Source organism: Chryseobacterium sp. 27AL (assembly GCF_057815395.1).
Window position 1 is genome coordinate 898,484 of sequence record NZ_JBYRIW010000001.1, and the last position, 25,788, is coordinate 924,271.

General features: G+C 35.6%; 29 protein-coding genes and 1 tRNA gene. 11 read left to right on the plus strand and 19 right to left on the minus strand.

The window, feature by feature from the left end; translation table 11 throughout:
• Positions 1 to 2 precede the first annotated feature (2 nt).
• Positions 3 to 173 carry a lmo0937 family membrane protein gene (locus tag AC3WV0_RS03890; protein WP_143052714.1) on the minus strand — a complete coding sequence of 57 codons (171 nt, stop codon included), beginning with the start codon at positions 171 to 173 and terminating at the stop codon, positions 3 to 5.
• Positions 174 to 299: 126 nt separating this feature from the next.
• The gene (locus tag AC3WV0_RS03895) at positions 300 to 1,097 is read right to left on the minus strand and encodes a Cof-type HAD-IIB family hydrolase (protein ID WP_488844159.1); all 798 of its coding nucleotides are present in this window, start codon (positions 1,095 to 1,097) and stop codon (positions 300 to 302) included.
• A gap of 159 nt (positions 1,098 to 1,256) precedes the next feature.
• Between AC3WV0_RS03895 and AC3WV0_RS03900 the strand changes: the two genes are divergently transcribed.
• Positions 1,257 to 1,709, plus strand: coding sequence for a PA2169 family four-helix-bundle protein (locus AC3WV0_RS03900; RefSeq protein ID WP_488844161.1), 453 nt, complete (start codon positions 1,257 to 1,259; stop codon positions 1,707 to 1,709).
• 78 nt (positions 1,710 to 1,787) lie between these two features.
• Here AC3WV0_RS03900 and map read toward each other — a convergent pair whose 3' ends face one another.
• Positions 1,788 to 2,552 carry a type I methionyl aminopeptidase gene (gene map, locus AC3WV0_RS03905; protein WP_488844162.1) on the minus strand — a complete coding sequence of 255 codons (765 nt, stop codon included), beginning with the start codon at positions 2,550 to 2,552 and terminating at the stop codon, positions 1,788 to 1,790.
• Positions 2,553 to 2,788: 236 nt separating this feature from the next.
• Between map and AC3WV0_RS03910 the strand changes: the two genes are divergently transcribed.
• The 5 genes from AC3WV0_RS03910 (at position 2,789) to AC3WV0_RS03930 (ending at position 6,047) form a co-directional block, all read left to right on the plus strand.
• Positions 2,789 to 3,007, plus strand: a complete 219-nt coding sequence (locus AC3WV0_RS03910) for a hypothetical protein (RefSeq protein ID WP_488844164.1) — start codon at positions 2,789 to 2,791, stop codon at positions 3,005 to 3,007.
• Positions 2,953 to 4,110 (plus strand): phosphatidylserine decarboxylase family protein, encoded by a 1,158-nt coding sequence (locus AC3WV0_RS03915; RefSeq protein WP_488844166.1) that lies wholly within the window; start codon positions 2,953 to 2,955, stop codon positions 4,108 to 4,110. The genes AC3WV0_RS03910 and AC3WV0_RS03915 overlap by 55 nt, the downstream gene beginning before the upstream one ends.
• A 103-nt stretch (positions 4,111 to 4,213) precedes the next feature.
• Positions 4,214 to 4,540 carry a YegP family protein gene (locus AC3WV0_RS03920; protein ID WP_488844168.1) on the plus strand — a complete coding sequence of 109 codons (327 nt, stop codon included), beginning with the start codon at positions 4,214 to 4,216 and terminating at the stop codon, positions 4,538 to 4,540.
• Positions 4,541 to 4,920: 380 nt separating this feature from the next.
• Entirely contained in the window at positions 4,921 to 5,478 is a 558-nt protein-coding gene (locus AC3WV0_RS03925; protein ID WP_488844170.1) for a DUF4256 domain-containing protein, read from the plus strand.
• 65 nt (positions 5,479 to 5,543) lie between these two features.
• A complete protein-coding gene (locus tag AC3WV0_RS03930) occupies positions 5,544 to 6,047 on the plus strand; it encodes a hypothetical protein (protein ID WP_488844172.1) in 504 nt (167 codons plus the stop codon).
• A gap of 104 nt (positions 6,048 to 6,151) precedes the next feature.
• Here the strand turns inward: AC3WV0_RS03930 and AC3WV0_RS03935 are convergent, their stop codons facing one another.
• On the minus strand, positions 6,152 to 7,183 hold the full coding sequence (locus AC3WV0_RS03935) for a threonine aldolase family protein (RefSeq protein WP_488844174.1): 1,032 nt from the start codon (positions 7,181 to 7,183) through the stop codon (positions 6,152 to 6,154).
• An 84-nt stretch (positions 7,184 to 7,267) separates the two neighbouring features.
• Between AC3WV0_RS03935 and AC3WV0_RS03940 the strand changes: the two genes are divergently transcribed.
• On the plus strand, positions 7,268 to 7,924 hold the full coding sequence (locus AC3WV0_RS03940) for a metal-dependent transcriptional regulator (RefSeq protein WP_488844175.1): 657 nt from the start codon (positions 7,268 to 7,270) through the stop codon (positions 7,922 to 7,924).
• A 297-nt stretch (positions 7,925 to 8,221) separates the two neighbouring features.
• Positions 8,222 to 8,293 (plus strand) — tRNA-Arg (locus tag AC3WV0_RS03945).
• Between the two features lie 175 nt (positions 8,294 to 8,468).
• Here the strand turns inward: AC3WV0_RS03945 and AC3WV0_RS03950 are convergent.
• The 4 genes from AC3WV0_RS03950 to AC3WV0_RS03965 form a co-directional block, all read right to left on the minus strand.
• Complete coding sequence (locus AC3WV0_RS03950; protein ID WP_488844712.1) at positions 8,469 to 8,663, minus strand: hypothetical protein; 195 nt, start codon at positions 8,661 to 8,663, stop codon at positions 8,469 to 8,471.
• A complete protein-coding gene (locus AC3WV0_RS03955; RefSeq protein WP_488844177.1) occupies positions 8,632 to 8,952 on the minus strand; it encodes an endonuclease V in 321 nt (106 codons plus the stop codon). The genes AC3WV0_RS03950 and AC3WV0_RS03955 overlap by 32 nt, the downstream gene beginning before the upstream one ends.
• A gap of 42 nt (positions 8,953 to 8,994) precedes the next feature.
• Positions 8,995 to 9,363: a VOC family protein gene (locus AC3WV0_RS03960; protein ID WP_488844179.1), complete on the minus strand. Its 369-nt coding sequence runs from the start codon at positions 9,361 to 9,363 to the stop codon at positions 8,995 to 8,997.
• A gap of 72 nt (positions 9,364 to 9,435) precedes the next feature.
• Positions 9,436 to 10,482, minus strand: coding sequence for a M28 family metallopeptidase (locus AC3WV0_RS03965; protein ID WP_488844181.1), 1,047 nt, complete (start codon positions 10,480 to 10,482; stop codon positions 9,436 to 9,438).
• 87 nt (positions 10,483 to 10,569) lie between these two features.
• Between AC3WV0_RS03965 and AC3WV0_RS03970 the strand changes: the two genes are divergently transcribed.
• Positions 10,570 to 11,709: an aminotransferase class I/II-fold pyridoxal phosphate-dependent enzyme gene (locus AC3WV0_RS03970; RefSeq protein ID WP_488844183.1), complete on the plus strand. Its 1,140-nt coding sequence runs from the start codon at positions 10,570 to 10,572 to the stop codon at positions 11,707 to 11,709.
• Positions 11,710 to 12,009: 300 nt separating this feature from the next.
• Here AC3WV0_RS03970 and AC3WV0_RS03975 read toward each other — a convergent pair whose 3' ends face one another.
• From AC3WV0_RS03975 to pdhA, 10 genes are all read right to left on the minus strand, one after another.
• Positions 12,010 to 14,739 carry a sodium-translocating pyrophosphatase gene (locus AC3WV0_RS03975; RefSeq protein WP_488844185.1) on the minus strand — a complete coding sequence of 910 codons (2,730 nt, stop codon included), beginning with the start codon at positions 14,737 to 14,739 and terminating at the stop codon, positions 12,010 to 12,012.
• Positions 14,740 to 15,039: 300 nt separating this feature from the next.
• Positions 15,040 to 15,651, minus strand: coding sequence for an inorganic pyrophosphatase (locus tag AC3WV0_RS03980; protein WP_488844187.1), 612 nt, complete (start codon positions 15,649 to 15,651; stop codon positions 15,040 to 15,042).
• Between the two features lie 24 nt (positions 15,652 to 15,675).
• The gene (locus tag AC3WV0_RS03985) at positions 15,676 to 16,188 is read right to left on the minus strand and encodes a DUF7935 family protein (protein WP_090000867.1); all 513 of its coding nucleotides are present in this window, start codon (positions 16,186 to 16,188) and stop codon (positions 15,676 to 15,678) included.
• A gap of 38 nt (positions 16,189 to 16,226) precedes the next feature.
• Complete coding sequence (locus tag AC3WV0_RS03990) at positions 16,227 to 17,387, minus strand: hypothetical protein (protein ID WP_488844189.1); 1,161 nt, start codon at positions 17,385 to 17,387, stop codon at positions 16,227 to 16,229.
• 52 nt (positions 17,388 to 17,439) lie between these two features.
• A complete protein-coding gene (locus AC3WV0_RS03995; RefSeq protein WP_488844191.1) occupies positions 17,440 to 18,333 on the minus strand; it encodes a hypothetical protein in 894 nt (297 codons plus the stop codon).
• Positions 18,330 to 19,007, minus strand: a complete 678-nt coding sequence (gene radC, locus AC3WV0_RS04000; protein ID WP_488844193.1) for a RadC family protein — start codon at positions 19,005 to 19,007, stop codon at positions 18,330 to 18,332. Before radC ends, AC3WV0_RS03995 begins: the two co-directional genes overlap by 4 nt.
• A gap of 187 nt (positions 19,008 to 19,194) precedes the next feature.
• Positions 19,195 to 19,863, minus strand: coding sequence for an ABC transporter ATP-binding protein (locus AC3WV0_RS04005; protein WP_090000863.1), 669 nt, complete (start codon positions 19,861 to 19,863; stop codon positions 19,195 to 19,197).
• Between the two features lie 66 nt (positions 19,864 to 19,929).
• Complete coding sequence (locus AC3WV0_RS04010; protein ID WP_488844195.1) at positions 19,930 to 20,919, minus strand: bile acid:sodium symporter; 990 nt, start codon at positions 20,917 to 20,919, stop codon at positions 19,930 to 19,932.
• 132 nt (positions 20,920 to 21,051) lie between these two features.
• Positions 21,052 to 22,665, minus strand: coding sequence for a dihydrolipoyl dehydrogenase family protein (locus AC3WV0_RS04015; RefSeq protein ID WP_488844197.1), 1,614 nt, complete (start codon positions 22,663 to 22,665; stop codon positions 21,052 to 21,054).
• A gap of 108 nt (positions 22,666 to 22,773) precedes the next feature.
• On the minus strand, positions 22,774 to 23,775 hold the full coding sequence (gene pdhA, locus AC3WV0_RS04020) for a pyruvate dehydrogenase (acetyl-transferring) E1 component subunit alpha (RefSeq protein WP_488844199.1): 1,002 nt from the start codon (positions 23,773 to 23,775) through the stop codon (positions 22,774 to 22,776).
• Between the two features lie 127 nt (positions 23,776 to 23,902).
• On the opposite strand from pdhA, the gene AC3WV0_RS04025 reads away from it, so the two are divergent.
• Together AC3WV0_RS04025 and AC3WV0_RS04030 are read left to right on the plus strand one after the other, a co-directional pair.
• Positions 23,903 to 24,505, plus strand: a complete 603-nt coding sequence (locus tag AC3WV0_RS04025; RefSeq protein ID WP_488844200.1) for a phosphatase PAP2 family protein — start codon at positions 23,903 to 23,905, stop codon at positions 24,503 to 24,505.
• A gap of 9 nt (positions 24,506 to 24,514) precedes the next feature.
• The gene (locus AC3WV0_RS04030) at positions 24,515 to 24,982 is read left to right on the plus strand and encodes a BlaI/MecI/CopY family transcriptional regulator (protein WP_488844202.1); all 468 of its coding nucleotides are present in this window, start codon (positions 24,515 to 24,517) and stop codon (positions 24,980 to 24,982) included.
• A gap of 49 nt (positions 24,983 to 25,031) precedes the next feature.
• Here the strand turns inward: AC3WV0_RS04030 and rbp are convergent, their stop codons facing one another.
• Positions 25,032 to 25,436, minus strand: coding sequence for an RNA-binding regulator (gene rbp, locus AC3WV0_RS04035; protein WP_090000856.1), 405 nt, complete (start codon positions 25,434 to 25,436; stop codon positions 25,032 to 25,034).
• Between the last annotated feature and the right edge of the window lie 352 nt (positions 25,437 to 25,788).

Sequence of the window (25,788 nt, forward strand, 5' to 3'; positions counted from 1 at the left end):
TCTTAATCGAGGGGTCTCCTTCCTGATATCAGATTATAAAGTATAACAATAATTGCAATTACCAGCAATATGTGAACTAAATATCCTGTATCCATTCCCGGTACGATACCCAACATTCCTAAAAGCCATACCACAATACAAATGACTGCGACTAACCATAATATACTTCTCATAACTAAATATTTTAAGTGATTCGATTAGTTATATACACATATTGTGCCTTTTTATCATTGATCTGTTAAAAACAGATACCACAGAAGGTATAAATATGTAATTTCAGGAACAAAACAGAGCTTATATTAAAGAACTCCAAAATGGATCAAGGCAGATTCAATTCCATGATTGTCAACGTCATCCGTTATGTAATCTGCGATTTCCTTTACATTGGCATTGGCATTTCCCATAGCAACGCCGATTCGTGTAAATTTCAACATTTCGATATCATTTCCTCCATCTCCGAAAGCCATAGTCTGTGAAATATCGATTCCGAAATAATCACAAAATTGCTTAATTCCTGTGCTTTTACTTATCCCTCCATGATTGACATCTGCAAACAGGGGAGTCCATCTTGAAGCTGAAGAATTGGGCATAATGCTTTCCATAAATTTTTTTTCATCCTCCGGCCCCATAAAAATATTTGCCTGAAGCACATGATCTGTATCAATATTTTCTTTATCATGAATTGGCGGGACGGGTAAATTAACATGGCCATACATACCTACAACTTCTGGTGTTGCATCATTAATCTCCACTTTATCTTCGTACATCAACGAATAGCTTAACGGAAAATTCTGGGCATAGCTGACAAGATTTTTTATATCGGCAGCATCAATATATGTTTTGTACATTACTTTTCCTTCAGTCGTTATACAATAACTGCCATTAAACGTAATAAAGCCGTCAAAAGTAATATGCTTAATATGATCTAAAGAATTTATGGAGCGTCCTGTCGCAACGATTACCTTAATTCCTTTTTCCCGCAGGCTTGTTATGGCCTTTTGGGTAGATTCAGGAATTTTATTGGTTTTAAAGCTGATCAGGGTTCCGTCGATATCAAGAAATACGGCTTTTATAGTAGGTTTTTCTAATGAGTTCATATTTAAATTGTGAAAGATTATTCACAAAAATACGTACAAAAAAATTGTTTTTAATTTCGATATTGTTAATTCATGGCCATTTATCAAAAAGATACTGTACCATATTTCTTTGCTAGGTATAATTCTTGTACATCTATTAAAACACCAAACTATATTATTATGAAAAATAAAGAAGAAGCATCAGTGCTTAATGATCTGCTGCATATTACTAATGACAGAATTGAAGGTTTTGCAAAAGTAGAAGGAAAAGTATGGGAAAACTATCCCGACGTAAAATCAGAATATGCCCGTTTAAATTCGCTTTCAAGAGTAATGAAAAATGAACTGATCAACCTGATTCAGGATGATGGGGAAACCCCGGAAGATTCACCGTCTGTAGCAGGTGCACTTCACAGAACATGGATCGACATCAAAAATTCTTTTACCTTAGGAAATAAAGAAGAATCAACGATTGAAAATGTGATCTTCGGTGAAAAAGCAGCTATTGATGCCTATCAAAGTGCCATTGACAGCGGAAAGCTAAGCCAGGAAAGCCTGGATATCGTTTCTGAACATTTAAAACATATTAAAGATTCTTATTATCAGTTCAAAAATATGAGTAAGTATAAATAATATTAAATTCTGATATTAGAACATAAGCCTTACTTTAGCAAGAATCGGGGCTGTTTCAAAGAAACAGCCCCGATTTATTTAATTAAATATTTCATTCATCTGAGTGAGAATAACAGGTTTTCCGTCCGTAATCATTATGGTGTGCTCATGTTGTGCCATGTAGCCCCCTTTATTTCCGACCATCGTCCAGCCATCATTGAGTTCAACAGCAATATGCGAATCGGTAGAAATAAAAGTTTCAATAGCCACCACAGAATTTTTCCGGAATCTTCTGTTATCGAAACGGTTTTTATAATTCATCAGCTCATCCGGTTCTTCATGGAGACTTCTTCCAACTCCGTGTCCGCCTAAATTTTTAATTACTTTGAAGCCTCGTTTTTTGGCTTCTGTTTCCATAAGAAAACCGATATCAGCAATTTTAACTCCTCCTTTAATAGTATTTATTGCTTTTTGCAAAATTTCCTTAGAAGCATTCACCAGCTTATTGTGGTTATTGATATCTTTTCCGATGACAAATGAGTTTCCATTATCAGCCCAAAAGCCATTAAGCTCAGCAGAGACGTCTATGTTGATCAGGTCTCCTTCTTTCAATACGCACTGATCTGTAGGAATGCCATGGCAAAATTCGTCGTCAACACTTATACAGGCACATCCCGGAAATCCATAGGTGAGAGCGGGAGCAGATCTGGCGCCGAATCCCTTAAGAATTTCAGCTCCAAAATCATCAATCTCTTTAGTCGTCATACCCGGTTGGGCATAATTTGTCATTTCTTTTAAAGCATAAGCAACTGCTTCACTTACTTTTTGCATTCCGATAAACTCAGATTCATTGGTAATAGACATATTTAGTATTTGATGCAAAGATAATGACTTATTAATAAAGTATTTCTAAACATCAACATTCTAAAGATTATAAATTCCGTATTAATACTGAGATCAGTTTTTGAGTAAAATTACTCTTGGCGTCTCTCTGTTTCCGTTGTACATTTACAATTAACTAATAACCATGGAGACCAGAAACCATTTCAAACGGGGCGTATCCTGAAAAGCCATATGAGTAAGGAAAAAACACCTTAATTATGAATCACGTAAAGTACAGAGTGGGAAAATGGCTTCCCTCCGACAGAAATTTCCTGAACCGATGGATTGAAAAGAAAGTCGCTCAGGTAAAAGCAAATCCACTTCCGTTACATCCAGCTATTGAAGACCTTAGAATGCTATTTACAACGATGCAGTACTCTACATGGCTTTTACCAGCATGTATGATCAGGTTCCTCAAGGATATAATGACCAGGTAAAAAACTTCGAAACCATGCTTCAGATCATGAATCAGATTCTTCATGAAGGCCCATGTTATAGCCAGATTGAAGATAAAATCGGATTGGTAGGATTTCCTATTAATGCTATTCTGGATTGGGCCATGGGAACACAGGGAGGCTACCTTGCATTTACCAATTCGCTGGTGAATGAAAAACTTTATAATATTCTAAGTGTATGGAAAAAGTTTCTGGAATCTCCGGATTCAACATATGTACTGGTAGACGGCCCTATAGACCAGCCACAACCTGATTATACCAATCCTGTTGGATGGTTTTCTCCTGTAGCCCTGGAAGCCATTGCGAGTATGGATCCTTTAAGAGGTCAGGGTAATGATCCGTATGACGCATTACAAAATTTCATTTATAATTATCAGTGTCAGCCAGATAAGCCACATTTCGGATATAAAAGCTGGGATGATTTCTTTACCCGTGAATTCAATCCCGGAGTACGGGAAGTGAGTAAAGAAGATTGGGATCCGTCCGTGATTGTTAATGCCTGCGAATCGGCACCTTACAATTGTGTAACCAATGCGATGATGAAAGATAAATTCTGGATGAAAGGACAGCCATATTCACTTCTTGATATTATGGATAATCATGAGCTTGCCGAGGAATTTGGCGACAACAGTACTGTTTATCAGGCATTTTTATGCGCTAAAACATACCATCGGTGGAATAGTCCTGTAGATGGGAGAGTGGCGGCCATAAAAAATGTTCCGGGAACCTATTACTCAGAAGCCCCGGCTGAAGGATATGATCCGGCGGGACCTAATGATTCCCAGGGATATATCGCAGAATTGGCAGCACGAGCGTTGATCTTTATAGAATCAGATAACGATAAAATCGGACTTATGTGCTTCGTGGCTATCGGAATGGCAGAAGTTTCCAGCTGTGAAATCACTGTTCGCGAGGGCGATCATGTGAAAAAAGGAGACCCGATTGGTACATTCCATTTTGGAGGCTCAACGCATTGTCTTATTTTTCGTCCGGGAGTTAATATTAATTTTGACTTTCACGGTCAGACTCCGAGCCTAAATACCTCAAATATTCCGGTGAAAGCCAGAATTGGTGTGGTACAATAAACATTATTTCCTATTTATGGAAAGCCGTAATGGCATCAGAATCCTTTAATTTATTTTTGATACGGATAACAATAATTATTAACAATTCAAAAATTTATTAAAAATGGGAAAATACATTATCCGTAAAGCATCCAATGGACAATATTGGTGGATTTTAAAAGCTTCGAATGGAGAAACTTTCTTAACCAGCGAAACGTACACCACAAAACAAAATTGTATTGATGGTATCAAAAGCAGTAAAATCTGTATAAGTGATTCTAATTTTAGGAGACTTTTATCAATACGAAATGAACCTTATTTTACTCAAAATGCCAACAATAATCAAGTGCTGGGAACCAGTGAAATGTATTCGTCAGCTTATGCCAGAGATTCAGGTATAGAAAGTGTCAAACGTTATGCACCTGATGCTATCATTGAAGATTGGTCATAAATCATAACATCCTAAGACAGCTTAATCATGGCTGTCTTATTTTTTTAATAAAAAGAACTTTTTAGACACAGGAAAACCAGCATTAAATATTATTTATGAAAAAGCAAAAATACATTCTATTTAACATAATATAAATTATAGGACTTTTTATAATTTCAGATTATACCCAAATTTTTTTCGCCAAGACTATTTAAATCCATAAGATATTCAGCTTCAAATAAAATTAAGGGATAAAAGAATTTGTAACAATTATAATTTTATTGGTGGCAAGAGTTTTCATATTATCATAATTCGTAACTCTAACTTTAGGTTTTGATATATTGACAGTCTAACCAAACTTTTGTATTTTGGATTTTTAAAATAAAATCGATCATCCAACAATGAGTACTAAAAAACTATCTCCTGAAAAAAGCAATGCATTCATTGAGATTCTGAAAATTAGATTTGAAAATAACAGCCATAGGCATCAGAACATTGACTGGAAAGAAATTCAGCAAAAACTGGAAAATCATCCCGAAAAACTCTGGTCACTGCACGAAATGGAAATCACTGATGGCGAGCCTGATGTTGTAGATTATGATGAAACCACCGGAGAATATCTGTTTTTCGACTGTTCACCTGAAAGCCCAAAACGAAGAAGCCTATGTTATGATTACCAGGCATGGAACTCCAGAAAAGCCAACAAGCCAGAAGGAAATGCCGTTGATAAAGCTGCTGAAATGGGTATCGAAATATTATCCGAAGAACAATACCGCAAACTCCAGGAGTTGGAAAAATTTGACCTCAAAACCTCAAGCTGGATAAAAACTCCTGAGAAGATCAGAGAAATGGGCGGTGCAGTTTTTTGCGACAGAAGATACGACACCGTTTTTATGTACCATAACGGGGCAGAATCATATTATGCAGCGAGAGGCTTCAGAGGCTGCCTTAAGGTTTAATAACGTTTGGACCGCAAATTGATTAGACTAGCCAAATAAAATCATTTAACAAAATAAGAAGGGATATGAAAAAATTAATCTTATTAAGTTCATTATCAGTTTTTTTACTGAACTGCAACAAAAAGCCGGAAGCTCCTGTTGCTGAAACATCGCAACCTGATACTGCTGCCGCAACGGAAAAATCAGTGGATACGCTCACCACCAAATCATCTTGCTATATGGGAGTGACCGGAAAAGACACTGTTTTTATAAGCATTGATGACAATCTGGGTACTATAACCGGTAAAATGGCTACAAGAAACAGTGAAAAAGACAGCAATAAAGGTGAATTATCCGGGTTTAAATCAGGAGACACGCTAAAGCTAACTTATAATTTTGAATCTGAAGGAAAATCAGGAAATAAAAATGACATCTATTTTCTTCAAACTAAAGATGGTTTGAGTGAAGGCATTGGTGAAAGAGATCCTGAAACAGGAACAAAATACGCCAATGAAAGCAAAATAAAATATGCCGGAGGCAGAATGCTTAAACCTGCCGATTGCAATCTTGTTACAAAAGCTCTACAATAAAAATATCATAAGAGAGTCCTGAAAGGACGATCTAAATCAGGATAGGATAAAATCCTATTGAGAGAAACATGAAAATAAAACAGCCTTCAACGAGGCTGTTTTATTTATAATTCATTGTTTATAATTTCAATAAATTCATTGATAGGCTTATCCCCTGTATTCCATGAAGTGATCAGGCGGATAGCAGAAAAATCTTCATCGATTTTTTTCCAGACATAAAATTCAAATTTATCGGATAATTTTTCAATAAGATGATTGTTTAAAATAGGAAAAATCTGATTGGTATACGTATCTGAAAGAAATGCTACTTCCCTTTCCTGCATTGCTTTTTTTATTTTCATGGCCTGCTGATTGGCATGTCTGGCCAACTCAAAATACAAGTCATTTTTCATCAGTTCCAGAAACTGAATGCCGAGCAACCTGCCTTTTGCCAGCAAAGCGCCTTTTTGTTTAATGTTAAAAGCAAAATCCTGCTGAATTTCTTTATTGTTGATTATAATGGCTTCTCCTATCAACGCACCGTTTTTAGTTCCGCCCAGATAAAAAATATCAGTCAGCTCTGCAACTTTTTCCAGTGTCAGGTCGCTGGTTTCTGCTGTCAGTCCGTGTCCCAATCTAGCACCATCCATAAAAAGATAAAGATTGTTTTCTTTACAAAATTTTGACAGATCTTCAAGTTCTTTAAGCGTGTAGATTGTTCCCAATTCAGTTGAATTTGAAATATATACCAGTTTCGGCATCACCTGATGCGGAATATTGCTATGGCTCTCCAAAACAGGAATAATATCGTCAGGAACTAATTTTCCGTCTTCTTTATGAATGCTTAAAATTTTATGACCTGTCGCTTCTATTGCCCCCGTTTCATTATTTAAAATATGACCTGTACCGGCAGAAACAGCACATTGATAAGGTCTTAAGATCGAAGAAATAACAATTAGGTTCGCCTGCGTTCCTCCGGATACAAAATAAATTTCTGAGTCGGATTTTTTAATTTTTTGTTTGATAAGTTCTTTAGCTTCCAAAGAATATTGATCTTCACCGTAGCCTGCCTGCTGATCAAGATTAGATGACACTAAAGCCTGTAAAATATGAGGATGACAGCCTTCCGAATAGTCGTTTTTAAATGAAAATTTCATAAGCCAAAATTAAAAAAACTAAGAACAACAACCGTACATTATTAACAATAATTTGTTAGATTTGTATTATAAAGCCTCTAACATTTGAAAACAACACTCACGGAAGAAAATTACCTCAAAGCTTTATTTCACTTAGTTGACAGTGAAAATAAAGTGACGATTAATGAACTCAGCAAGTTTTTATCGGTAAAAATGCCAAGTGTAAACAACATGATGAAAAAGTTCGCCGACAAAAACTGGGTCATCTACGAAACCTATAAGCCGCTCATCGTTACAGAAAAAGGACGACGAGAAGCTGCTCTGGTCGTAAGAAAACACAGGCTTACGGAAATGTTTCTGGTAAAAAAAATGAACTTCGGCTGGGAAAATGTTCACGAAATTGCCGAACAGCTTGAGCACGTACATTCCACGATATTTTTTGACAAAATGGATGAAATCCTGGATCATCCGAAGTTTGATCCTCACGGTGAGCCTATTCCCGATAAAGACGGAAATATTATTGCGCAGGATTTGCAGAAGCTAAGTTCATGCAATATCGGTGAAACAGTAACTTTCGCATCTGTTACTCTTTCTGATGATGCTTTTCTCAATTATCTTACCGAAAGAAATTTACTTTTAAATAAGAAAATCAGAATCATAAAAATTGAAAGTTTTGATAAATCAATAACTGTAGAAGTTGATGGAAAACAGGAAATCCTGAGTAGAAAGGCAACAGATAAGATATTAGTTAAAAATAAATAGATGAAATTATCCACAAAAAAATGTGGATAAAATGTGAATTTTAACATTCAGTTATTGTTTTTCTGAATTTTTATTTCTACATTTACTATGAAATACAACTGAAGTGGATACATATTTTGCTTTTTTCAGCTTTGAAATCGCAATTAAATTTATAAAAATTTAAGCACAGCATCGTCGGCTGTGCTTTTTTATTGTTGTCTAATTAAAAAAATGAGATGTTTTTATCTACTGAATCCGTTCCTAAAGAACGGATTCTTTTATTTTTATTTTTAATTTTTTTTAATACATTTGAATACGGGTCTCATAGTTCAACGGATAGAATAGAAGTTTCCTAAACTTTAGATCCAAGTTCGATTCTTGGTGAGACCACATTATTAAAAAACCGACAAAATTATCTGCCGGTTAAAAACAAAAATTGATATGGATATGATTAAGATATGTGTTTTGATTTCTTAACTGAAACAAATTTACATCTATTTAGAATCAATCTAAATAATTGCAGTGATATTTATCATATTTAAAAAAATCTACACCAAACAACATTTTACGGCGTTCTTGAAAGCTGATCCAGTTTTTTCAGCAATGAAGGCATTCTGAAATTTCCGTGCATCTCTTCTACTTTTGTTTTAATTTCATCAACATCAACTCCTTTTGCTGTGAGGAATAAAGGGGTCATACTATCTCCTCTGTAGACCATTCTTCTCATGTCATCCGGAGAATTGAATCCGTTTTTTTGCAATTCCCACAACAGGAAATTTATGATCCAGCGCCTTGAAAAGATGTCCGCCCAAACCAATTTTACCATAATTATCCAACGTTACATATCCGTCAACAATAATAATATCTCCTTCTTTAAGCTCAATACTTTCTAATAAATTGAGAATACAAGGCAACTCTCTCTTGTAAAAAGCACCGCTCTCATAATCAGATATAACTGCTGTTTCTTCATCAGAATTCCAGTCTTCAAAGGCAATACAGACCGTATTAGCAAAACTCTCAAAATAATAGGTATCAAATGCATAAATCATTTCTAAAAAATCACTAAGCGAATAAATTTGCTTTTTATATTATTACTGATTAAAGAACTCACCGAAGTGCCACAAAATTCCACAAGGATCATGTACAAAGCACTCTTTGCCCCAAGGCATTGTCTTTACAGGTTCTAACTTTACAGTCGGGTATTTATCAGTAAGATGAAGATCTTGAAGATAACTCAAGAATTCATCGGTGTTATCCACCTCAATAAAAAGCATGGTATTGTCGATCCAGTCTTTTACATAAGCATCCTGCAGATAAAATGAAATTTCCTTCCATCGGAATAAAGAAAGCCTAGGCTCGATGATAATTTCCTCGAAACCGAGATCCCTGTAAAAATTTCTGCTTACTTCAAAATTTTGAGAGCCAACAAAAGGGCGGATCGATTTTAAATTTTGGTTCATAATGATTTATTTAAATGAAAATGGCAAACTGCTTTTTAAACAATTTGCCCGCTTTTTTGATTTTTACTATTTTTATTTTTTATCAACCACAATTCTCTCAGGTCTGTTTGCCAGCTCCCAGGCCGTTGTGAAAACCAATTGTGTTCTTTTTGCCAATAATTCATAATCAATTTTTTCAACGTCATCGGTAGGTTGATGATAATCTTCATGAATACCGTCGAAGAAGAAAGCGACAGGGATATTATTTTTGGCGAAATTATAATGATCGGATCGATAATAAAGTTTTTGCGGATCATTTGGATCATCATATTTGTAATTAAGCTCGAGATTATTCGTTCTTTTATTCGCCTCCTCATTGATAACTTTCAACTGAGAGCTCAACATTTCAGACCCGATGACATAAACATATTGTTTGCCCCTGTTTTCAGGATCATCGCGGCCAATCATATCAATATTGAGGTCAGCAACCGTATTGGCAAGTGGAAATACGGGATTGTCGGTATAATATTTAGATCCGAACAAGCCATGCTCCTCTCCTGTCACGTGAAGAAATAAGATAGATCTTTTCGGTCCTTTTCCTGCCTTTTTTGCAGTCTGAAATGCTTTTGCAATTTCCATAACCGCTACGGTTCCGCTTCCGTCATCATCAGCTCCATTGTAAACCACACCATTTTTTGTGCCCACATGATCATAGTGTCCTGAAACTACAATAATTTCTTCAGGTTTTTCAGAACCTTCTATAAATGCCAGAATATTTTCAGAATCAGGAAGATTGGAGCCGCCAAGTTTTCTCATAAAATCAGAAGGTACCTTCTGGTAATAAGAACCGAGGGCTTTAGGATATGAAATTCCAAGGTTCTTATAATAATTAACCATATATTCTCCTGCCCTTTTCTGTCCGGGACTTCCGGTATCTCTTCCTTCCATTTCATCAGAAGCAATGACGTATAAGTTTTTCTTTAAATCAGCTGCTTTAATTTGCTTATAGGCAGAAAGAAAAGCTTTATCTCCTTTTACTTGTGATGAATTTTGGGAATAAGAAACATCAGAAGTGGTTTTTGACGTCCCGCAACTTACCAGAACAGCTATTGAAAATATAGGAATGAACAGTTTTTTCATTTTAATTTATTTTCTTAAAAATAACAAAATTTATTTAAATTCCCGTGCATGTGTAAATTTCTTATATTTGATATATATGCAAAATATATGGAAAAAGTTTACGGATTTACCCATTACACCTTTTTTTCTGAAATGTCTGAGCTGGCTTTGAAAAACAACAGCTTCGATCTGTCATTAGGACTTGCAGACTTTGATATTGATCCCAGCCTGAAAGAATTTCTGAAAGAAGCTGCTGATTTTTCCACAAATCATTATGAACCCCTGGCGGGAAGTCCTTTGCTGATCGAAAGCATCATCCGTTATAATTCAAAAAGAATTAATAATATCTTACTGAATGACAAACAGGTCACAATTACCCCGTGTGCGACCTTCACATTATATACTGCTCTTAAATGCATTGTCAATCAAGGAGATGAAGTAATTGTTATTCAACCTTCTTATTATACATACGGTCCTTCAATTGTATTAAATCATGCGACTCCGGTTTATTATGATTTAGATAACGATTTTACGATAAACTGGGAAAAACTGAAAGATTGTATTTCCGATAAAACAAAAGCAATAATTATTAATTCCCCGCAGAATCCTACCGGAAAAGTCTGGTCCCAAAATGAATGGAATCAATTGTATGAACTTATAAAGGATAGAGAGGTTTATCTTATTTCAGAAGAGATCTATGACATATATTGTTATGATGGAATTAAACATTACAGTGCTTTTCTGCATCCGGGACTTAAAGAACGAACTTTCTGTATTTTCTCTTTTGGTAAAATGTTTCATTCTACCGGCTGGAAAGTGAGTTATCTTTTAGCGTCCGAAGATCTTACGGCGAGATTCAGGTGTCACCAGCAATATATATCGTATAGCGCCAATGCTCCATGTCAGTATGCCATCGCCAAATATCTCGATATATTTGATCCTTATAAAAATCAGCAAACTATGCAGAAAAAGCGTGATATTTTTAATGATCTTATTAAAGAAACACCTTTTATCGTAGAGCAAAGAGCCGAAGGTGCGGTTTTTCAGGTTGCCAATTTCAGGAATATTTCCAGAACTATGACTGATGTAGAATTTTCAAAATGGCTCACCGTAGAAAAAAAAGTAGCATGTCTTCCGCTATCTGCATTTTATAATTCAAAACAGAATTCGGATTATGTGCGTTTCAGCTTTGCTAAAAATGATGATCTGATTATTAACGCTTTGGAACATTTAAGAAAAAATCTTTAATCTTAGGTGTATTTACATTTGATCCAATAATTTTTATGAACTTCTGCTTAACGTTGCTTCATTTAAATAACGAAGTTTTTTCTTAATATTAACATTTAGAAATCTTTTAGATTCGACGTAGTCAAATTCAGTTTATTAAGCGGGGAAAAATTAAGAAATTAATTAATTGATTTAGATTAAGTTAATTAAGAAATTAAATCTAAATTCCTTAATGTTAAAATATATTAGAATTTAAAACATCAGATATAAAAAATAAGCACCGCAATAGCAGTGCTTATTATTTAGAAATTTAATTTTTAATTAAAAACTTAAAACCCTTACGTCAATTCTTCTGTTTTTGGCTTTACATTCATCAGTATCATTGGCTACACAAACCGGATGCTGGGAACCATAACCTTCCGCTTCTACTCTGTCTCCGGCAATTCCCAATTCCAATAATTTCAATTTTGCGGTTTGTGCTCTCAAATTAGAAAGCTTTTGATTACTTTCCTCATTTCCTGTATTGTCAGTGTATCCTCCTAACTTTATTCTCATGGTCGGATATGCGTTCAGGATTTCTACCAGATTTAAAAGCTGTGCTTCAGCTCCGGTTCTCAATTCGCTTGATCCAGTTTCAAAATAAAGATTTTCAATGGTAAACCATCTGTTCGGATCCAGCAATGCCTGATCTTTATTTTTAACCATATTATACATATTGTACAACTGACTGTTTTCACCAATGGAAATTTTCTTTCCGCCTTTCAGCTGAACTTCTTTTAACTTTCCTGTGTCATATACAAAGTCTCCGTTTTCATTCAAATATCCTTTTATATCAGCGGGAACAACTATCACTGAAGGATTTTCCGAAACGGTATCACTTGCATTTTTAATTCCTGTTAAACTTTCGATTTTAGCTTTTCGGTTGGCTTCAATTTTATCTTTATGCAAAACAGCCAAGGTGGGAGCGATCACTAAAGAAACGATTGACATTAGTTTAATCAATATATTCATAGAAGGTCCGGAAGTATCTTTAAAAGGATCTCCAACCGTGTCTCCTGTTACTGACGCTTTATGCGGCTCTGAACCTTTATAATAAGTCTGTCCATTGATATTTACTCCCTTTTCAAAAGATTTTTTGGCATTATCCCACGCCCCTCCTGCGTTATTCTGGAACATTCCCATTAAAACACCGCTTACTGTTGCTCCGGCAAGAAATCCGCCCAGTACTTCAGGTCCGAAAATAAACCCGATCAATAAAGGCGAAACAATAGCAATCGCACCCGGAAGCATCATTTTTCTGATGGAAGCATCGGTAGAAATGGCAACGCATTTTTCATATTCCGGCTGTGCTTTGCCTTCCAGAATTCCGGGGATTTCACGGAACTGTCTTCTTACTTCTTCTACCATCGCCATGGCAGCCTGTCCGACCGCTGTGATGGCGAGAGAAGAGAATATAAAAGGAATCATTCCGCCGACAAAAAGTCCGGCTAAAACATCGGCCCGATAAATATCAATTCCATCAATCCCTGCAATTCCAACAAAAGCTGCGAAGAGCGCAAGGGCCGTTAAAGCCGCCGAGGCGATGGCAAAGCCTTTTCCGGTAGCCGCTGTTGTATTTCCGACTGCATCCAGGATATCTGTTTTTTCACGAACTTCTTTTGGCAATTCGCTCATCTCGGCAATTCCTCCTGCGTTATCCGCAATTGGCCCAAAAGCATCAATAGCCAACTGCATGGCTGTAGTGGCCATCATTCCGGCAGCTGCAATAGCAACCCCGTATAATCCTGCACATAGATAGGAACCATAAATTCCTCCTGCTAAGACGATGATCGGAAGTAAAGTTGATTCCATTCCGACTGAAAGCCCGCCGATGATATTGGTGGCATGACCTGTGGAAGACTGTCTTACGATACTGGAAACAGGTCTTTTACCCATTGCAGTATAATATTCTGTGATTATACTCATTAATGTTCCTACGACCAATCCTACCATAATAGCTCCAAAAACGCCCATTTTTGTAAATTCGTGACCTCTCAGAACCATTTCATCAGGCAGGATATAATTCACCAAGAAATAAGAAGATATCGCCGTAATGATAATACTGCCCCAGTTTCCGAGATTTAAAGCATTCTGAACATTTGATGTGGATGAATCTTCATTATCATTTATTCTTACAAATAAAGTTCCTATAATAGAAAAGATAATTCCTGTTCCGGCAATAAGCATCGGCAGAAGAATCGGGGCAAAACCTCCAAATGAATCTTCTGAAACGGTTTCTCTACCCAAAACCATCGTCGCCAATACAGTAGCCACGTAAGAACCGAACAGGTCAGCTCCCATTCCAGCAACATCACCGACATTATCACCAACATTATCTGCAATGGTTGCCGGGTTTCGGGGGTCATCTTCCGGGATGCCTGCTTCTACTTTTCCTACAAGGTCAGCGCCGACATCTGCAGCTTTTGTGTAAATACCACCACCTACTCTTGCGAATAAAGCAATAGATTCTGCACCCAATGAAAAGCCGGTGAGAATTTCAATTGTTCTTTCCATTTCCTCGGAATCAACATGTGCGTCCGGAGCAAAGATCTGTTTAATAATTAAGAACAAAGCTCCTAAACCCAGTACAGCCAAACCTGCAACCCCCATTCCCATGACTGAACCTCCGGTGAAAGAAACTTTTAATGCTTTTGAAAGTGATGTTTTTGCGGCTTCTGCCGTTCTTACATTGGCTTTTGTAGCAATCTTCATCCCAATAAAACCAGCAAGTGCTGAAAATACAGCACCTACAACAAAGGCAAGCCCAATGCTCCAGTGGGAGTTGGCATTAGTGGAACCCATTACAGCTAATAGAATAGCTACAATAACTACAAAGTAGGTTAAAATCTTGTACTCGGCCTTGAGAAAAGCCATGGCACCGTCAGCGATGTGTCCGCTGATTATTTTCATTTTTTCATTTCCGGCGTTTTGTTTAATTACCCAATTACTCTGAAAAAAAGTATACAATAGGGCAATAACACCAAAAATGGGTACTAACACAAATAGATCCATAGTTTAATATTTTTTTGGTAATAGAATAATAAATATAATGAATAATTCTGATCTATTTACTGAAAAATATCATACTTATTTAAAAATCAAAAAGTTAAACGGTTAAGCAATATAAGTTTGCAATTTAGCCCGGATTGAGCGGCATGTCTGAGCTCTTTCCATTTTTCGGCGGGCAAAGCCCGCCGAAAAATGGAAAAGCGAGTAGCGAAAGCCGGAAAAAGCTCCTAAATAATATCCGGGAAATAAAAAAAGGATAAACGAAATTTCATTTATCCTTTTTATAGTGATCAGAAGAAAAAATTATCCTCCGTATTTGTTTGCGTAATCTTCCTGAGAGGCTTTGATTACCTTTTTAGCATGTTCAGCACCGTATACTTCCTGAATTCTGCATTTTGCAGGTTCGTCCGGTAAGTTTTTATAGGTTAGGAAATAGTGCATTAATCGTTTCACTTCAGCTTCAGGTAATTCTGAAATATCTCTGAAATGTCCGAAAGCATGGTCCCCGATCATTACAGCAACGATTTTATCATCAGCTTCTCCTCCGTCAATCATTTTGAAACCACCAATTGGAATAGCTTCCATCAACAAACCTCCTGCATGGATATTGTGCGAGCTTAACACGCAGATATCAAGCGGATCATGATCTCCCATGGTAACATCGTCTGCTCCTCTTTCAATCGCTAAATTCATTACAGCATTATCACAATATGTTCTCGGAACGAAACCATACAGTGCCGGAATGATGTTTGAAAATTTTTGGGGCCTGTCTACCTTTAAAAATCCGGTTTCTTTATCTACTTCGTATTTAATGGTATCTGAAGGAACGATCTCCACGAAAACATTTACAACATTTGGCGCATCTTCTCCTGCAGAAATTCCGTGCCATGGATGTGCTTTAAAATTTGGAATCATTATTTAAATTAATTTATTTTTTAGTTAAGCTATTATTAAAATTTCTCTCCTCAGATCTTCTATTGTAGCGGAGATGTAATCTTCACCGTTAATAAAGTTCATGATGAAAATTGTTTTAAACTCATCAAGCGTTGCTTCTCTGCTGATTTCACGATAGGTTTTGTGAAGCAGTTCAATAACAGCATTCTTAGAATCTACAATATTTTTCCAGGAATTTTTTGTGATATAAAGCTGTTGGGAAGAATTATAATCAAACTCTTCATTAATGGCTTTTTCCGTAAGAAATATGAATTCGTGAACGGCAAGATCTTTATCAAAACGCTGAATAAGATGAGAAGGTTTTATCCTTTCCATAAAAAGGGTCATTCTTTCGTAGGACTGGGCTTTGTTTCCAGTATTTGATTTTACGGTAAGCAGCTTTATCTCCTGCTCTTTAAGTTTAATATAAGTGAATACGAATTGTCTGAGCAAGACCAGAAAAGGTATTGCAATGATCAATGCAAAAGCATACGGTAAATATCCTGAAAAACTAGCCATAATTTGAGGTAGCAAAATTAATGATAATTTTATAATAATCAGGCAGTCTTTTCCATTATTTGATGTTTGGAATTCTGACGGGCAATCAGCGACAGAATAATAATCAGATAAAAGCCGACCATCATTCTGTTTACCAGCGTCGGAAACATAAAAAACCTGAGAAATACGGTCATATATACTGCTAAGTAAAGGCCCAGATATAGTAGGGTTTTCCGGTCTTTTTTCATCAGCATTTTATAATCCAGAATAATGACAATGAAAATCAGAAGCAGGGGAAAATAGGATGTATTGAATTCGATAAGGACTTTGCTTTTTATATAAGCAAAATATTCACTGAAATTAAAAGCATCGGGATGTGATATCGGATACAGCTGGACTTTAGTAAACTGATTCATAAACAGTACCGACCATGGAATTTTATTAAAATATTGTATAATCCCGAAGGTTAACGCAAAAAGAATGAATGTCAGCACGATATTCTTTGCTTTAAAAGAAAAATCTGCTTTGAAAATATATACTAATGCTAGCAGAAACGTGTAAAAAATAAAATATTCCGGTCTTGTAAGGATACATAAAATTCCAAAAACTGTGGCTGTCCAAAGATTTCTTTTTACCACCGCAAAATAAAAGCTGAGCAATAATAATAAAGTAGAAAACCCATCAGGAGTTGAATGGCGGGAAGTATCAAGTAAAGGTTTAAATAAAGAAATTAAAATGGTTAAAATCAATGCCAGATAATGATTTTTAAGAATTCCGGTGAGAAAAATAAAAACAAGCACAATAATTAATACATAGGAAATGAGAGTGATCAGAAAAGTAGAGGTTGATGCATCAAATCCTAGTTTAAAGAAAATAGAATTAACAAAATTGTATAAGGGCTTTACTGTAAAAAGATAAAGTTCTTCCTCGTATGCCTTGGGATTCTGAGATAGTTTCTCGTAATAGGTATTTTCTCCGAGCGCTTCTTCTTTGTGGTTAACGTCACTTTTTCCGGTTTCAGGATTTTTTACTTTTAATTCGTCATACACCTTTTTATGAATTTCCTCAATTTTCATATCTGGGAAATTGGCTTTGTATACAAGTCCCATATAGGCCTCGATATCTGCATTGTAATATTTATGAGTAAACAGATAATAAGACATCAGGCATAGATAAGCTGATAAAATAATAACGACAATACGATTACCTGTTTTTGACATCTGGTTGATTTTTAATTATTTCTAATCCTTTTATAAAATCAGAATTTAATTATTATGCTAAATTGAAAAAATTCTTTACAATTTCTTTCTTAGAATTTTCAATAACGGAATAAGGCTTTAGTTCCGGGCGAAAACCTCTGAAAAATTCTTCAATTGCAGGAACTTCGCTTCCCTCAAAATCAAAAATTTTATTCGCTATATTTTTTCTGATCACCGAATCGATAAGTACGGAAGACCCTGCCAGTTTCACAAATTCTTTTTCATTAAATGTTCCGAGTAAAACAGAGGTCTTTTCATCATGAAATACAGCAATTGCATTGATTATTCTATTCTTGTATAAGAAAACGGAAATACTGAGAGATCCGGAATCACCAAGATCCTGAAAAATTTTCAGAAATTCATGTTTGTCATTTTTATTTTTGGCCCCGATCATATTTTTAGAAATGAAAGCATAAGCTTCATCCATTTTTATTTCCCTGATTTCAGAAACTGCCAATATTTCCTCATCCAGCCTCAGTTTTCTTTTTCTTTTCGGTGAATATCTTTGCCGTACCGTTTCGTATGCTTCAGGAAAAATCAGAAAATTTTTTCTTTTTTTTAATGAAGAGCTAAATGTATTTTTATCATTGAAAGCATAATACCAGATATTGTAATTCTTTTTAAAATAATTCAGAAAAAGTTCATTTAGCTTACTATCATCCTTTTCAGAAAAAATACCCAATTGCTGGCATAGTTTGGGGTTAATAACTATTTTTATTCCGAATTTTTTTATGAACGGTACGGGCATTACTGCTTCGTAATCCTTGAAAACCAAAATTTCCCATTTTCTTTTCGAAGTAATATCAAGAAAAAGTCTGGATGCAGAATATTTTCGCTGCTCAGAATTTTCCAGGCATTTTGTATATTTTTCGAAATCGATTTCGTGATATTTCAGTCGTCTAATCATAATAATCCGTCGTCTGAGAAACTAAAATAGGAATTCTGCGTAATAATAAGGTGATCCAGCAGTTGAATACCTAATATCTTCCCTGCTTCTTTTATTTTCTGTGTAATATTTATATCTTCTCTACTCGGTTTTGGATTTCCGGAAGGATGATTATGTGCAACAATAATTCCCGTCGCAAAGTGATCGAAAGCGGTTTTAAATAAAATTCTTATATCTACAATAGACTGACTGATACCACCTTGTGTAAGCTTAGCCTTATGGATCACTTTATTACTCTGGTTCAGAAACAAAGCCCAAAATTCTTCCGTTCTTAAATCAGATAAATGATTTCTGAAAATCTGATATGCTTCATTACTGCTGGAAATAACCGGTTTTTCAGGCACTTCCTGGCTGGCTCTTCTTCTTCCTATTTCGAGAGCAGTTGCAATTGAAATTGCCTTTACCTCTCCCACTCCTTTAAATTTCACTAAATCTTTAATTGAAAGTAAACTCAGCTGATGCCAGTTGTTACCAACCGAAGCCAAAATTTTTCTCGCCAGCTCAACTGCAGTTTCATCTCTGCTGCCACTTCCCATAATGATGGCCAAAAGCTCGGAATCGGAAAGCGAACTTCTGCCTTTGAGCAGGAATTTTTCCCTTGGTCGGTCATCTTCAGCTAAAAATTTAATAGACATTTAAGAGTATAGGTTAAAAGTTATAAATGGGGTTTCAGTAAAATACTTATAAGATCATAGATAAGAATGGAAACCATTACGCGATGCTTTGAACGGCTTCAGTATAGCAGAATAAGTATGAACCTGAGATTCAGACTTAAAATATAATAGGAATAAAAAAATAAAGTGTTTCATCATTTGCGGAGCTTTATTCGATGATCATTCCATCTTTCATCACGAGTTTCCGGTCCGTAATTTCTGCAAGATTCGGATTGTGGGTGACGATTACAAATGTCTGGTTGTATTTATCTCTCAGATCAAAAAATAATCGGTGAAGATCGTCCGCATTTTTAGAATCCAGGTTTCCTGTAGGCTCATCGGCAAAGATAATTTTTGGTGAATTGATTAAAGCTCTTGCAACAGCCACCCTCTGTGCTTCACCACCGGAAAGCTGATTCGGCTTATGATGAAGTCTCTGCTCAATTTTTAAATCTTCAAATAAAGCATATGCCTTTTCAATCGCTTCCTTTTCGTTAGCTCCTGCAATTTTTGTCGGCAATAAAACGTTTTCCAAGGCGGTAAATTCCGGAAGCAATTGGTGAAACTGAAATACGAAACCTATATTCTGATTTCGGAATTTAGAAAGCTGCTTGTCATTCATATTAATGAAAGATTCTCCTGCAATAGTGATTTCTGTATCAAATTTTGATGACGCTGTTGGCTGGTCCAATGTTCCCAGAATCTGTAAAAGTGTCGATTTTCCTGCTCCGGATTCTCCCACAATAGAAACCACCTCTCCGACTTTGATATGAATATCAACACCTTTCAATACTTCTAAATTCCCATAAGATTTATGGATATTTCTTGCTTTAATCATAATTCAAAAATAGTGATTTGATTTTAAATCTGAAAAGCAATAGACAGAGAATTTTATTATGTTTATTTAAGCTAACTGAGACTTTTTCTCAATTCTGTTGGCCAACCAGCTCACATAAAACAACTGGAAGCTGTGATACATCATAACAGGCAATAGAAACAGGACTTTCTGATCTTCAGCGATGCCAAGAACCATAACAAAAAGACTTCCATGAACAAGTGATTTTTTTGATCCGCAGAATGTCGCAGTAATCACATCTTCCCTTTTAAAATGTAATTTTTTAGAAATAAACTTTAGAATTTCATATACTGAGAAAAAAAGTATTATAATACTCAATGCAATAATGATAAAAACGACCGGCGAAACCGACGCAAAAACATGTTGGCTGAAAGCTTCTGAAAAACTTTCATAAACGATAAGGAGAATAATCATTTTGTCGAACTCCGCAATGATTTTGTTGTATTTTGTGACTAAATTTTTTAAGACAGAATTTAAAAGAAGACCTAAAATAATCGGAAGCAAAACTTTCAGTAATAATTGTAAAATAATCTCCGAATTATTAATATTTCCCTGATCCGGATGAACGAAGAAACTCATTAACAAAGGGGTCATTACAATTCCGATAATTCCTGAAATGGATGCATTGAAAATAGCGGAAGTTACATTTCCTTTCGCAATAGAAACCATCACAACGGACGATGAAACCGTAGAAGGAAGGCACGCCAGAAAAAATATGGAGAGCCAGGTGACGTAATAGGAAGTATCTTTTACAAATCCGTAAAAAAGAAAAACCAAAAGTGGGAAAAGTATGAATGTTCCGGATTGTACCAGCAGATGAAGTTTCCAATTGGATATATCTTTTACGATTTCTTTAATATTCAGCTTTAATCCGTACAGTAAAAAAATGCCGGCAATTCCCCAATCGATAAAACCTGATAAATTAAAATACCGATTATAGTCATCTCTGAAAGGAATTATCTTTCCTGCAACGACCATTAATATCAGTAATAAAAGAAAAATATTTTGCTTATCTAATTTTATGGCTTTCAACTTCATTTGCTAAATATAGCAATCATCATTCTAAAAACCGAAAATCATGATTAAGATTAGCTTAAATTATCATTTTAAAACAAAAAAGTTTACCGGAAATCCGATAAACTTTTTTATATGATTAAACTTACGTAAAAATTACAATAACAATGTTAAAGGATTTTCAAGATAAGTTTTTAAAGTCTGTAAGAACTGAGCTCCTGTAGCACCGTCTACCACTCTGTGATCACAAGCTAATGAAAGCTTCATAATATTTCCAACTACAATCTGACCGTTTTTAACAACAGGTTTTTCGATAATCGCTCCTACCGAAAGGATTGCAGAGTTTGGCTGGTTGATGATACTTGTAAAGGTCTCGATTCCGAACATTCCTAAGTTTGAAATGGAGAAAGTAGAACCTTCCATTTCATTTGCCTTAAGACCTTTGTTTTTCGCTCTTGCAGCCATATCTTTTACCGCAGCAGAAATTTGGGTGTAGTTCATCTGGTCTGTATTTTTCAGAACCGGAACCACCAATCCGTCAGGAATTGCTACCGCTACACCTATATTGATGTTTCCTCTGTGAATGATCTTATCACCTGCCCAGCTTGAATTAACCTGAGGATGCTTTCTTAAAGCAACAGCTGTTGCTTTAATGATCATATCATTGAAAGAAATTTTTGTATCAGGTAAAGAGTTGATTTCTTTTCTCGCCTCGATCGCCTTATCCATATTGATTTCTACCATCAGATAATAATGAGGCGCTGAGAATTTACTTTCAGAAAGACGTTTTGCAATAACATTTCTTACCTGAGAATTCGGAGTTTCCGTATCTTCTCCCTGTACGAAATTTAATGCTACCTGAGCCGCAGCAGGACTTGCAGCCGGAGCTGAAGCAGCTGGTTTAGCACCAGAAGGCTGATAATTTTCAATATCTTTTTTAACGATTCTTCCGTTTTCTCCTGAACCCTGAATGCTGTTAATATCAACACCTTTATCCTGAGCCATTTTCTTAGCTAGAGGTGAAATGGCAATTCTGTCTGTAGATGCAGAACTTGCAGCCGGAGCAGTTTTTTCTTCCGATTTAGCTTCAGCTTTTTGTTCAGCCGGCTTTCCTGATGAAGCAGCAGCTTTCGGAGCACCAACTCCTGAAACATCTGTTCCTTCAGGTCCGATGATCGCTAAAACTGAATCAACAGGAGCAGCGCCACCTTCTTCAACACCTTGCTTTAACAATACTCCGTTGAATTCGGATTCGAAATCCTGAACTGCCTTATCGGTTTCGATCTCTGCAAGAAGATCTCCTTCTTTTACAGTATCACCTACATTTTTGTGCCATTTAGCCACTTTTCCTTCCGTCATTGTATCGGAAAGTCTCGGCATTGTAATCACTTCTACCCCTGCAGGAACTTCAGCATCAGTTTGTTCTATACTGGTTGCATTATTTTCTGTTTTATGGTCTTCCTCAGATTTCTTTTCTTCAGAATCATTAGATTTCGGAGCTTCGCCACCGGTTAATCCGGAAATATCTTCACCTTCATTACCGATAATGGCCAAAACAGAATCTACAGCTGCTGCACCACCTTCTTCCACACCAACGTATAAAAGGGTTCCTTCCACTTCAGATTCAAAATCCTGAACAGCCTTGTCGGTTTCGATTTCAGCTAATATATCTCCTTCTTTTACTTTATCTCCTACTTTTTTATGCCATTTAGCCACTTTACCTTCCGTCATTGTATCGGAAAGACGTGGCATTGTAATTACTTCTGCCATAATTTATTTTAATTTGAAAATTTGGTAATTTGTTAATTTGAAAATTAAAAAAGATACGATAATAAATCATTTTCAAATTTTCAAACTTTCAAATTGACTTATTATCTTTTAGTTTTCTAATTTGTCTAAGAATGGATAATCTTCCTGAGCATACACATACTCGTAGATTTTTTCAGCATCCGGATACGGTGAGTTTTCCATGAAGTTTATGCATTCTTCAACGAAATCTCTTGATTTGTTATCCGTGGCTTCCAATTCTTCTTCAGTAGCCCAATTGTTAGCCAGAATTCTTTGTTTAATTAATTCGATCGGATCATCATTTTTGTGAACAGCAACTTCTTCTTTAGATCTGTAAGGTTCAGCATCAGACATTGAGTGACCTCTGTAACGGTAGGTTCTTGCTTCAATGAAAGTCGGCCCGTCTCCTCTTCTTGCTCTTTCAATTGCTTCATAAGCAGCCTCAGCTACTTTTTCAGGATCCATTGCATCTACGGCAAGACAAGGCATTTCATATCCTAACCCTAACTTGTAAATATCTTCGTGGTTGGCAGTTCTTTTTACAGAAGTTCCCATTGCATACTGGTTGTTTTCCACAACGAAAACTACCGGAAGTTTCCAGTTCATCGCCATGTTAAACGTTTCATGTAACGAACCTTGTCTGGCAGCTCCGTCTCCAAAGAAACAGATGTTTACTGCTTTTCTGTCAAAATACTTGTCTGCAAAAGCAATTCCGGCACCCAAAGGAATTTGTCCCCCTACGATACCATGTCCTCCGTAAAATCTGTGTTCTTTGCTGAAAATGTGCATAGATCCACCCATACCTCCTGACGTACCTGTAGCCTTACCACAAAGTTCTGCCATAATTCTTTTAGGATCTACCCCCATCGCCATTGGATGGATGTGGCATCTGTAAGCAGTGATCATACTGTCTTTGGTTAAATCCATTGCATGTGTAAACCCTGCAGGAATAGCTTCCTGACCGTTATACAAATGTAAAAACCCTCTGATTTTTTGCTTTAGATAAAGAGAACGGCATTTGTCTTCAAACCTTCTCCACATTGTCATATCTTCATACCACTTCAGGTATACCTCTTTAGAAAATTCTTTCATGTGTTGAGCTCTTGCTTATTTATTATGAAATAGTTGAGCAAAATTATAAAAAAAACTTTGTTTTTATTGTATACCTAACCATTGTTTTTTTGGTTATAATATTATATTTACATGGTGAAACTTAATTATGGAAGAAAAACAGCCTTCATTCATTCAAAAAATTTCAAGAATTATATCCGATTTTTTCAATCCTTTGATTTCTTTAGTGATCTTTTTTATTTATATGAGTATAAAAAATTACTCGCTTCATAATTCTCTACTGTACTTTGTTCCTATATTGTTAATGATCATTTTGCCCATTATTATCTGGATTGCCTGGAACGTAAAGACCGGCAGATATACTAATATGGATGTTTCCAACCGAAGGCAAAGGAAGAGCTTGTATTTTTTCATTGCCGCATGTGTGATCTCTTATCTTCTTTTCAATTATTTTGAGAACGGCTACATTGATTTTGTTATGCTTTTCATCCTGATTTTACTTTTTGCCATGCAGATCAGCAATTATTTTATTAAAAGTTCCATGCATACGGCATTTAATATATTTGTTGCGGCATTATTTTTTGCTATGGATACAGGCATAGGTCTTCTATGGTTGGGAATTGCAATTCTTGTAGGTATTACAAGGATTATTTTAAAAAGACATACCCCAAGGGAAGTCCTGATGGGCGCCGGGATTGCTTTTGTGGTATCTTTTCTCTATCTTTATTGCAATATTCAGTTTCAACATTAAGAATTTTATATGAAAATAAATCATCTTACATCTGCAGAAGAAAACTTAATGAGGCTATTGTGGAAACTCGGATCTTTTTACCTGAAAGACATAATGGAACAGCATCCGGATCCTAAGCCTCACCAAAATACAGTTTCCACTTATCTGAAAATATTGGTTGAAAAGGGATATTTATCCACAGAAAAGGAAGGAAGAATATTCAGATATCATACGGTTGTCCCTTTTGAAGAATACAGAAAATTTTTATTGTCCGAACTTTGCGATCATTTTTTTAATGGTTCAGGCAAAGAAATTTTAAATTTTATGATTCATGAAAATCTTGTTTCTGCTGAAGATCTGAAAGGCTTCAATATCGAAATAACTCCAATACAAAAGAAAGAACCTGATTTTAAATATGCAAATGAAATTCTTAATCCTAAAAAAGACAAAAAGAAAAGCAAGGATAAGAAAAAGAAGAAAAAGAAAGAAAAGGAATAAAATATATTGTAATAAAAAAGCGGCTTCAAATTGAAGCCGCTAGTATTTTTTACCAACGTTTTCCGCCACCGTTACCGCCACGATCTCCACCGCCGTAACCGCCGCCGCTTCTGTTGTTACCTCCGTAACCACCACCGCTTCTGTTGCTACCTCCGTAACCACCGCCGCCTCTGTTTCCGCCTGCGTTGTTACCGAAAGTTCTTCTTGGCTTTTCCTCTCTTGGTTTAGCCTCAGAAACATTAAGTGTTTTTCCGTTGAATTCTTTCTGATTAAGAGCCTCAACAGCCTGCTGACCTTCAGCGTCTTCCATTTCGATGAAACCGAAACCTCTTGAACGGCCAGTTTCTTTGTCTGTAATGATTTTTACTGAAGAAACTTCTCCAAATTCTGAAAATAGATCTTGCAACTCATAGTCTTTAGTTGCGTAATTGATGTTTGAAACAAAAATGTTCATCTGAGTAAAAAAATTAAAAATGTTAAAAATGATTTGGTTTATAAAAGAAAAACAACATAAAGAATGAACAAATATTGATTCCAGATATAAGACAGGTGCAAGATACGATTAATAATTTCATATCAAAACGTTTTTCAAAAAAAATTTAATAAAATTTTCAATCAAAATATAAGTTCGTTAAAAAGTATTAATTCATCATGAAATATTTATGAATATTTACTAAACAAACAATTATCAGCAAAACTTATTTTTAAAATTTAAAGAAGTTTAATAAAAAAAACTATATTCGTAATAAGAAAATTATTCAACAGAATAAAAAATATATATTAACACCACAAATGAAAAAAAAAGT

Coding starts and splice junctions, on each gene's coding strand:
- AC3WV0_RS03890 (WP_143052714.1), bottom strand. CDS start 173: ATGAGAAGTATATTATGGTTAGTCGCAGTCATTTGTATTGTGGTATGG.
- AC3WV0_RS03895 (WP_488844159.1), bottom strand. CDS start 1,097: ATGAACTCATTAGAAAAACCTACTATAAAAGCCGTATTTCTTGATATC.
- AC3WV0_RS03900 (WP_488844161.1), top strand. CDS start 1,257: ATGAAAAATAAAGAAGAAGCATCAGTGCTTAATGATCTGCTGCATATT.
- map (WP_488844162.1), bottom strand. CDS start 2,552: ATGTCTATTACCAATGAATCTGAGTTTATCGGAATGCAAAAAGTAAGT.
- AC3WV0_RS03910 (WP_488844164.1), top strand. CDS start 2,789: ATGAATCACGTAAAGTACAGAGTGGGAAAATGGCTTCCCTCCGACAGA.
- AC3WV0_RS03915 (WP_488844166.1), top strand. CDS start 2,953: ATGGCTTTTACCAGCATGTATGATCAGGTTCCTCAAGGATATAATGAC.
- AC3WV0_RS03920 (WP_488844168.1), top strand. CDS start 4,214: ATGGGAAAATACATTATCCGTAAAGCATCCAATGGACAATATTGGTGG.
- AC3WV0_RS03925 (WP_488844170.1), top strand. CDS start 4,921: ATGAGTACTAAAAAACTATCTCCTGAAAAAAGCAATGCATTCATTGAG.
- AC3WV0_RS03930 (WP_488844172.1), top strand. CDS start 5,544: ATGAAAAAATTAATCTTATTAAGTTCATTATCAGTTTTTTTACTGAAC.
- AC3WV0_RS03935 (WP_488844174.1), bottom strand. CDS start 7,183: ATGAAATTTTCATTTAAAAACGACTATTCGGAAGGCTGTCATCCTCAT.
- AC3WV0_RS03955 (WP_488844177.1), bottom strand. CDS start 8,952: ATGATTTATGCATTTGATACCTATTATTTTGAGAGTTTTGCTAATACG.
- AC3WV0_RS03960 (WP_488844179.1), bottom strand. CDS start 9,363: ATGAACCAAAATTTAAAATCGATCCGCCCTTTTGTTGGCTCTCAAAAT.
- AC3WV0_RS03965 (WP_488844181.1), bottom strand. CDS start 10,482: ATGAAAAAACTGTTCATTCCTATATTTTCAATAGCTGTTCTGGTAAGT.
- AC3WV0_RS03970 (WP_488844183.1), top strand. CDS start 10,570: ATGGAAAAAGTTTACGGATTTACCCATTACACCTTTTTTTCTGAAATG.
- AC3WV0_RS03975 (WP_488844185.1), bottom strand. CDS start 14,739: ATGGATCTATTTGTGTTAGTACCCATTTTTGGTGTTATTGCCCTATTG.
- AC3WV0_RS03980 (WP_488844187.1), bottom strand. CDS start 15,651: ATGATTCCAAATTTTAAAGCACATCCATGGCACGGAATTTCTGCAGGA.
- AC3WV0_RS03985 (WP_090000867.1), bottom strand. CDS start 16,188: ATGGCTAGTTTTTCAGGATATTTACCGTATGCTTTTGCATTGATCATT.
- AC3WV0_RS03990 (WP_488844189.1), bottom strand. CDS start 17,387: ATGTCAAAAACAGGTAATCGTATTGTCGTTATTATTTTATCAGCTTAT.
- AC3WV0_RS03995 (WP_488844191.1), bottom strand. CDS start 18,333: ATGATTAGACGACTGAAATATCACGAAATCGATTTCGAAAAATATACA.
- radC (WP_488844193.1), bottom strand. CDS start 19,007: ATGTCTATTAAATTTTTAGCTGAAGATGACCGACCAAGGGAAAAATTC.
- AC3WV0_RS04005 (WP_090000863.1), bottom strand. CDS start 19,863: ATGATTAAAGCAAGAAATATCCATAAATCTTATGGGAATTTAGAAGTA.
- AC3WV0_RS04010 (WP_488844195.1), bottom strand. CDS start 20,919: ATGAAGTTGAAAGCCATAAAATTAGATAAGCAAAATATTTTTCTTTTA.
- AC3WV0_RS04015 (WP_488844197.1), bottom strand. CDS start 22,665: ATGGCAGAAGTAATTACAATGCCACGTCTTTCCGATACAATGACGGAA.
- pdhA (WP_488844199.1), bottom strand. CDS start 23,775: ATGAAAGAATTTTCTAAAGAGGTATACCTGAAGTGGTATGAAGATATG.
- AC3WV0_RS04025 (WP_488844200.1), top strand. CDS start 23,903: ATGGAAGAAAAACAGCCTTCATTCATTCAAAAAATTTCAAGAATTATA.
- AC3WV0_RS04030 (WP_488844202.1), top strand. CDS start 24,515: ATGAAAATAAATCATCTTACATCTGCAGAAGAAAACTTAATGAGGCTA.
- rbp (WP_090000856.1), bottom strand. CDS start 25,436: ATGAACATTTTTGTTTCAAACATCAATTACGCAACTAAAGACTATGAG.